Source organism: Microbacterium enclense (genome assembly GCF_004022425.1).
Taxonomy (GTDB): Bacteria; Actinomycetota; Actinomycetes; order Actinomycetales; family Microbacteriaceae; genus Microbacterium; species Microbacterium enclense_A.
In genome coordinates this window covers 1-7016 of record NZ_RBZY01000093.1, presented here as the reverse complement: position 1 = coordinate 7016, position 7016 = coordinate 1, and the positions used below count along the sequence as shown (strand labels likewise).

Here is a 7016-nt window from a genome sequence, read left to right as displayed (position 1 = left end):
CCGCCGCGTGGCCCGAGCCGCTCGGCATCCAGGGCGATCCTCTCGTGCTCACGGCCGTCGGTGAAGCACTCATCGGCATCCGTCGCGCGAAGACCGAGGCCAAGGCCTCGCAGAAGACCCCGGTGCTCTCGCTCACGATCCACAGCCCGCGGGTCGCGGCGCTGCGTCTCGCCGAGGGCGACCTGCGCGCCGTCGGCCGGATCGAGACGATCACCTTCGTCGAGGCCGACACCACCGCCGTCACCGACATCGTGTTCGCACCCCAGGAGGACTGATGCAGCTCGGAACCCGTTGGACCGCCCGCGAGCAGCCCCCGGCTGCCGTCCCCGCGGTCCTGCACGCCCAGATCGCGGCCGTCGAGGCGGCGTTGAACCCCGACGGGCTCAGCGCTCCCGCTCCGCGGTGGACGCTCACGTTCCTCGAGGGGCGCCCGGTCGCCGAGCTCGACACGGGCGTGATCGTGTCGCAGGACGCGTCGGGCGAGGTCGTCGTCCGGTACGACACCGACGACGAGTTCGCCTGACACGCGGAGGGGCCGGGATGCCAGCATCCCGACCCCTCCTTCGTGTCAGCGCACTCGCAGGTAGGCCTCGGCCTGGAACTCGGGGCGCTGCCCCGCCGCGACGGCGAGGTCTCTCCGCGCGTCGATGTCGAGCCGTGCCGTCCGCGCGGCGATGCGGGCGTGGGCGTGGTCGGCGAGGACGCGGGAAAGGGCGAGAAGCAGCCGCTCCGACGTGGTGGGCCGTACCAGCGGGGCGGTGAGGGCGCTCATCGGGGACCTCCTTCGAGAGGGAGAGGAAAGACGTCCGCGCGCATCGTGACAACGCGGAGGTCGTCGCCGCTCTGATCGCGGTAGCGGTCGACGGTTTCGGTGATGACGGACTGCAGGCGGTCCGCCAGCTCTGCCATCTGCTCGACCGTCAGTCGCGCGCTGGCGGTCGAGATGAGGCTCTTGTCGAGCCAGGCCTCGTCGTCGTCCCAGCCGTGCGTGACGAAGGTCATCAACTGCTGCTGACGCAGGGTGAGCGTCTCGGAATGCACGGCCTCCATCACCGCCCGTCCGCTGGGGGTCGTCGCCAAGTCCGGGTTGACGAGCGTCACAGCCCCCGCGGGCCGTTCCCACCACCGCTCGCGCGCCGTCCCGCGGCCTTCGACCTCTCGGATGAGGTCGTGTTTGGCGAGGGCGCGCAGGTGGTAGCTCGTCGCCCCGGTGGACTCCCCCGTGAGCGCCGCGAGACCGCTCGCCGTCTGCGCGCCGTACTGGCTCAGCAGGTCGTATAGGCGCACGCGGAGGGGGTGGGCCAGCGCGCGCAGTGCGCCGGCGTCGAGGACGCGCCCCTCGGGACGGGAACTATCGGTCATAAGTACAAATATAGCTTTGCAAACTTATTCGTGCAAACATTTCTTTGCATCCCCCCGTGTGGGTCGTGACTACGCTGGAACGATGACGGATGCCGTGACCAATCCCCTCCTCGCTCCGACGCCGCTCCCCTACGACCTGCCGCCGTACGGCAGCATCCGCGTCGAGCACTACCTTCCGGCCTTCCGCGAAGCGTTCGCCGCGCAGCGCGCCGAGGTCGACGCGATCACCGCGCAGACCGAGGCCCCGACGTTCGAGAACACCCTCGTCGCGCTGGAGCGCAGCGGTGCGCTGCTCGACCGTGTCGCGCGGACCTTCTACACCGTGGCATCCGCAGACGGAACCGCCGAGGTGCAGGCCGTCGAGGAGGAGCTGGCACCGCTCATGTCGGCCCACGGCGACGCGATCCAGCTCGACGCGGCGCTGTACGCGCGCGTCACGGCCGTGCATGAAGCGCTCGACAGCCTCGACCTGGATGCTGAGAGCCGCTACCTCGTCGAACGTCGGCACCGCGAGATGTCGCTGGCCGGCGCGGGGCTCGATGACACGCAGAAGCAGCAGCTCACCGACCTCAACCAGCGCCTGTCGATTCTGACGACCACATTCGAGAAGAACCTCCTCGCCGACACCAACGACCTCGCGGTCGTCTTCGACGATGCCGCCGAGCTCGACGGCCTCAGCGAGGGCGAGCTCTCCGCCGCTGCGCAGGCGGCGACCGAGCGCGGCCTCGACGGCCGTTACGTCGTGACGCTCACGCTGTACACCGGGCACCCGTACCTCGCGTCGCTCACGAACCGCGAGAGCCGGCGCCGCGTGCTCGAAGCCTCACGCGCGCGCGGCACCCGCGGCAGCGCTCACGACAACCGCGCGACCCTTCGCGAGATCGTGCGTCTGCGTGCCGAGCGGGCCGCGCTCCTCGGCTATCCTTCCCATGCCGCAGCGGTCCTCGTAGACCAGACCGCGGGGTCACCCGAGGCGGTCCACGACCTCCTCCGCCGGCTCGCCGTTCCGGCGGCGGCGAACGCGCGGTCCGAGCAGGCCGCTCTCCAACGGATCGCCGACGGTGATGGCATCCAGATCGAGGCGCAGGACTGGGCGTTCTACACCGAGAAGGTCCGTGCCGAGCAGTACGACCTGGACCGCGCCGCGCTCCGGCCGTGGTTCGAGGCCGAGCGCGTGCTCCGCGACGGCGTGTTCTCGGCCGCCGAGCAGGTGTACGGCATCCGAATCGCAGAGCGCCACGACCTCCAGGGCTATCACCCCGATGTGCGGGTGTTCGAGGTGCACAACGCAGACGGCAGTGAGCTCGGACTGTTCCTGCTCGACCTGTACACGCGCGACTCGAAGCGCGGCGGCGCGTGGATGAACTCGATCGTCACGCAGTCGCGGCTCCGCGGAACCGCCCCCGTCGTCGTGAACAACCTCAATGTGAACAAGCCCGCGCCGGGAACCCCGACGCTCCTCACGCTCGACGAGGTCACGACGCTGTTCCACGAGTTCGGTCACGCGCTGCACGGCCTCTTCGCCACGGTCACGTACCCGCACTTCGCGGGCACCGCCGTCCACCGCGACTTCGTGGAATTCCCCAGCCAGGTGAACGAGATGTGGATCTTCTGGCCCGAGATCCTCGCCAACTACGCGCGGCATCATGAGACCGGTGAGCCGCTTCCCGCCGACGTGGTCGAGCGGCTCCACGCCTCCGAGGCGTTCAACCAGGGCTTCGCCACGAGCGAGTACCTCGCGGCATCCTGGATCGACCAGGCCTGGCACGGTCTCGGCGTCGATGAGGCCGCGCGGGAGATCGACGTCGCCGCGTTCGAGGCGGCCGCCCTCGCCGACATCGGGCTCGACAATTCGGCCGTGCCGACGCGCTACGCCTCGACCTACTTCGCTCACGTGTTCTCGGGCGGCTACAGCGCCGGGTACTACTCGTACATCTGGAGCGAGGTGCTCGACGCCGACACGGTCGAGTGGTTCCACGAGAACGGCGGCCTCACCCGCGAGAACGGCGACCGGTTCCGCCAGCGTCTGCTGGGCGTCGGCGGTTCGGGCGACCCTCTCGCCGCCTATCGGGACTTCCGGGGCCGGGATGCCGAGATCCAGCCGCTGCTCGAGCGCCGGGGTCTCGCGGGCTGAAACGACCGAGGTCCCGCCCGCGCAGAGCGGTCGGGACCTCGAAGCTCGGAGAGGTCAGGCGCTCTTGCGCTTCTGCGCCAGGACCACGGTTGCGGGCGCGCCGTCCTCGACGGAGGCGCGCGTGATGACGACCTTCGCCACATCCTCCGCCGAGGGGATGTCGAACATCACCGGACCGAGCACGTCTTCGAGGATGGCGCGGAGGCCGCGCGCACCGGTCTTCCGGGCCACCGCGAGATCGGCGATCGCGCGCAGCGCCTCTTCTTCGAACTCCAGCTGAACGCCGTCGAGCTCGAACATCCGCTGATACTGCTTGACCAGGGCGTTCCGGGGCGCCGTGAGAATCTCCATCAGCGCGTCCTGATCGAGCGGCGAGACGGATGCCACGACCGGCAGGCGTCCGATGAACTCGGGGATGAGTCCGAACTTGTGGAGGTCTTCGGGGAGGACCTCGCTGAACAGATCGGGGGCGTCTTCCTTGCGGTGCAGCGGAGCGCCGAAGCCGACACCGTGCTTGCCGACGCGCGAGGAGATGATCTCTTCCAGACCGGCGAAGGCCCCGGCGACGATGAACAGGACGTTCGTCGTGTCGATCTGAATGAATTCCTGGTGCGGGTGCTTGCGGCCGCCCTGCGGCGGAACCGAGGCGACCGTGCCCTCGAGGATCTTCAGGAGCGCCTGCTGCACACCCTCGCCGGACACATCGCGCGTGATCGAGGGGTTCTCGGCCTTGCGCGCGATCTTGTCGACCTCGTCGATGTAGATGATCCCGGTCTCGGCGCGCTTCACGTCGAAGTCGGCGGCCTGCAGGAGCTTCAGGAGAATGTTCTCGACGTCTTCGCCGACGTAGCCCGCCTCGGTGAGGGCCGTGGCATCCGCCACCGCGAAGGGGACGTTGAGACGCTTCGCGAGCGTCTGCGCCAGGTAGGTCTTGCCGCAGCCCGTGGGACCGAGGAGCAGGATGTTGCTCTTGGCGATGTCGATCTCTTCGGCGCGCTGCTCGGCCGGCTGGAGGGTGCCGTGCGAACGCACGCGCTTGTAGTGGTTGTAGACGGCGACGGCGAGGGCGCGCTTCGCGGGCTCCTGCCCGACGACGTACTCCTCGAGGAAGCCGAAGATCTCGCGCGGCTTCGGCAGGTCGAAGTCGGCCACCTCACCGGACGAGGACTCGGCCATGCGCTCTTCGATGATCTCGTTGCAGAGCTCCACGCACTCGTCGCAGATGTAGACGCCCGGACCAGCGATCAGCTGCTGCACCTGCTTCTGACTCTTGCCGCAGAAGGAGCATTTGAACAGATCGGCGCTCTCTCCGATGCGTGCCATGCCCGTGCCTCCTCATCCCCGGCCACTCGCCCGAGTGACTTTGAGCCTAACCTCTGCCCGTGACATTCGAGGGCATTTGCGCGAGCGCCGTCTCTCTGATCGCCACGGGCGGACACGGATGCCACAGCACCGGGCTCTGGCATCCCTCCCCCACCTGCTCGGAAGCCTGCCCGCCGGACACGACGATGCCCCGCCGGACGGATCCGGGGGGGCATCGGGTGGAGCGGGTCAGGCGGTCAGAGCCGCCGGAACACGCTTGCGGGTCGTCAGCACCTGGTCGACGATGCCGTAGTCCGCTGCCTCCTGCGCGGAGAGGATCTTGTCGCGGTCGATGTCCTTGTTCACCTTCGCGACGTCCTGGCCGGTGTGGCGGGCCATCGTCTCTTCGAGCCACGTGCGCATGCGCATGATCTCGGCCGCCTGGATCTCGATGTCCGACGCCTGACCGTGACCGGACTCGCCGACGGCGGGCTGGTGGATGAGGATGCGGGCGTTCGGGAGCGCCAGACGCTTGCCGGGGGCGCCGGCCGCGAGCAGCACGGAAGCCGCCGATGCGGCCTGGCCGAGCACGACCGTCTGGATCTGCGGCGAGACGTACTGCATCGTGTCGTAGATCGCGGTCATCGCCGTGAACGAGCCACCGGGCGAGTTGATGTACATGATGATGTCGCGGTCGGGGTCCTGCGACTCGAGCACGAGGAGCTGGGCCATGACGTCATCGGCCGAGGCGTCGTCGACCTGAACGCCCAGGAAGATGACGCGGTCCTCGAAGAGCTTGTTATACGGGTCCTGGCGCTTGTAGCCGTAGGCCGTCCGCTCCTCGAACTGGGGCAGGATGTAACGGCTGCTCGGCATCTGAAGAGCGCTGCCGCCGAAGGTGGGAGTGTTCATTGCGGTGTCCTTTCCTCTCGCCCTCGGCCTCAGGCCGCGGTCCCGCCGCCACCGGCGACGTCGGTGGCGTGCTCGCGCATGTGATCGACGAAGCCGTAGTCCAGGGCCTCCTGTGCCGTGAACCAGCGGTCGCGGTCGCCGTCCTCGTTGATCTGCTCGACGCTCTTGCCGGTCTGAGCCGCGGTGATCTCGGCGAGACGCTTCTTCATGTCGAGGATGAGCTGCGCCTGCGTCTGGATGTCGCTCGCGGTCCCGCCGAAGCCACCGTGCGGCTGGTGCAGCAGTACGCGGGCGTTGGGCGTGATGTAGCGCTTGCCCTTGGTGCCGCTGGTGAGCAGCAGCTGGCCCATCGAGGCGGCCATGCCGATGCCGACGGTCACGATGTCGTTCGGGACGAACTGCATGGTGTCGTAGATCGCCATGCCGGCCGTGATCGAGCCGCCGGGCGAGTTGATGTAGAGGTAGATGTCCTTCTGCGAGTCCTCTGCCGCGAGCAGCAGGATCTTGGCGCAGATCTCGTTGGCGTTCTCGTCACGCACCTCCGAACCGAGCCAGATGATGCGGTCCTTGAGCAGCCTGTCGAAGACGCTCGTTGCCATAAGGGGTTCGGGCATGTGTGCTCCTCTTCCGGTGATCTGCAACGAATCTACCGGCGCGGTTCGGGGCCGGTCGCCGTGTTCGCCGCGGGCGGATCAGGCGTGTCCGTCCGTCATTTCGCGGGCGTATCCGGTCACCGATCGCGTGTAGCGCGGCAGGTGCGGCGCGAGGGCCTGCAGGGCGATGGATGCCGCCCGCTCGGCCTCCCCCGACGACACCAGTGCGAGCGCGTAGAACGCCGCCGCCGCATCGTGCAGCGGTCCGCGCGGTTCGCGCTCGTACTCGGTTCGCAGCAGTTCGCGTGCTTCGTCGATCGCGCCGAGGTTGCGAATCGTGCTGGCCAGCTGGATCGTCGCGCGCGTGCGGCGTTCGTCGTCGAGCCCGCCGTCCAGCGCCCGGCGGTAGAGAACCTCGGCTTCGGCCTCGAGGCCGGCGGAATCCCGCGCGCCCGCCCGTTCGAACAGGGCGACGGGGTCGTGCTCGGGCCGCTCGCTCGCGAGGGCGTCGATGCGCTCGACGACCTCGTCTTCCGTCAGCGTCGCGTCGCCCCAGACCGCGTCGACGCGTTCCTGCCAGTCGTTCACGTGTGTTCCCCCCGGTTCAGTGTCCAAGACACGCGGTTCGGTCCGCATCGCATCCGCGTGTCTTGGACACTCGACACATGGGACGGTGATGAGAGAGGGGGTGGATGCCATGGCATCCACCCCCT

Annotated in this window: 8 protein-coding genes and 1 pseudogene; 3 read left to right on the top strand and 6 right to left on the bottom strand. The window is 68.6% G+C overall.

What is annotated here, in order from left to right:
* Together valS and D8Y23_RS15765 are read left to right on the top strand one after the other, a co-directional pair.
* Positions 1–275, top strand: a pseudogene (gene valS / locus D8Y23_RS15770) (valine--tRNA ligase); the annotation flags it as partial.
* Positions 275–523 (top strand): hypothetical protein, encoded by a 249-nt coding sequence (locus D8Y23_RS15765; RefSeq protein ID WP_128219005.1) that lies wholly within the window; start codon positions 275–277, stop codon positions 521–523. The pseudogene valS and the gene D8Y23_RS15765, both read left to right, overlap by 1 nt.
* Before the next feature lie 45 nt (positions 524–568).
* On the opposite strand, the gene D8Y23_RS15760 is transcribed toward D8Y23_RS15765, so the two are convergent.
* Positions 569–772 carry a hypothetical protein gene (locus D8Y23_RS15760; RefSeq protein WP_128219004.1) on the bottom strand — a complete coding sequence of 68 codons (204 nt, stop codon included), beginning with the start codon at positions 770–772 and terminating at the stop codon, positions 569–571.
* Positions 769–1362, bottom strand: a complete 594-nt coding sequence (locus D8Y23_RS15755; RefSeq protein ID WP_128219003.1) for a winged helix-turn-helix domain-containing protein — start codon at positions 1360–1362, stop codon at positions 769–771. Before D8Y23_RS15755 ends, D8Y23_RS15760 begins: the two co-directional genes overlap by 4 nt.
* Before the next feature lie 82 nt (positions 1363–1444).
* On the opposite strand from D8Y23_RS15755, the gene D8Y23_RS15750 reads away from it, so the two are divergent.
* Positions 1445–3496 (top strand): M3 family metallopeptidase, encoded by a 2052-nt coding sequence (locus D8Y23_RS15750; RefSeq protein WP_128219002.1) that lies wholly within the window; start codon positions 1445–1447, stop codon positions 3494–3496.
* A 54-nt stretch (positions 3497–3550) separates the two neighbouring features.
* Here the strand turns inward: D8Y23_RS15750 and clpX are convergent, their stop codons facing one another.
* From clpX to D8Y23_RS15730, 4 genes are all read right to left on the bottom strand, one after another.
* Positions 3551–4819: an ATP-dependent Clp protease ATP-binding subunit ClpX gene (gene clpX, locus D8Y23_RS15745; RefSeq protein ID WP_128219001.1), complete on the bottom strand. Its 1269-nt coding sequence runs from the start codon at positions 4817–4819 to the stop codon at positions 3551–3553.
* 228 nt (positions 4820–5047) lie between these two features.
* Positions 5048–5710, bottom strand: coding sequence for an ATP-dependent Clp protease proteolytic subunit (locus D8Y23_RS15740; RefSeq protein ID WP_128219000.1), 663 nt, complete (start codon positions 5708–5710; stop codon positions 5048–5050).
* Between the two features lie 29 nt (positions 5711–5739).
* Positions 5740–6324 (bottom strand): ATP-dependent Clp protease proteolytic subunit, encoded by a 585-nt coding sequence (locus D8Y23_RS15735; RefSeq protein ID WP_205797331.1) that lies wholly within the window; start codon positions 6322–6324, stop codon positions 5740–5742.
* 78 nt (positions 6325–6402) lie between these two features.
* Complete coding sequence (locus tag D8Y23_RS15730) at positions 6403–6891, bottom strand: tetratricopeptide repeat protein (RefSeq protein WP_128218999.1); 489 nt, start codon at positions 6889–6891, stop codon at positions 6403–6405.
* Positions 6892–7016 lie beyond the last annotated feature (125 nt).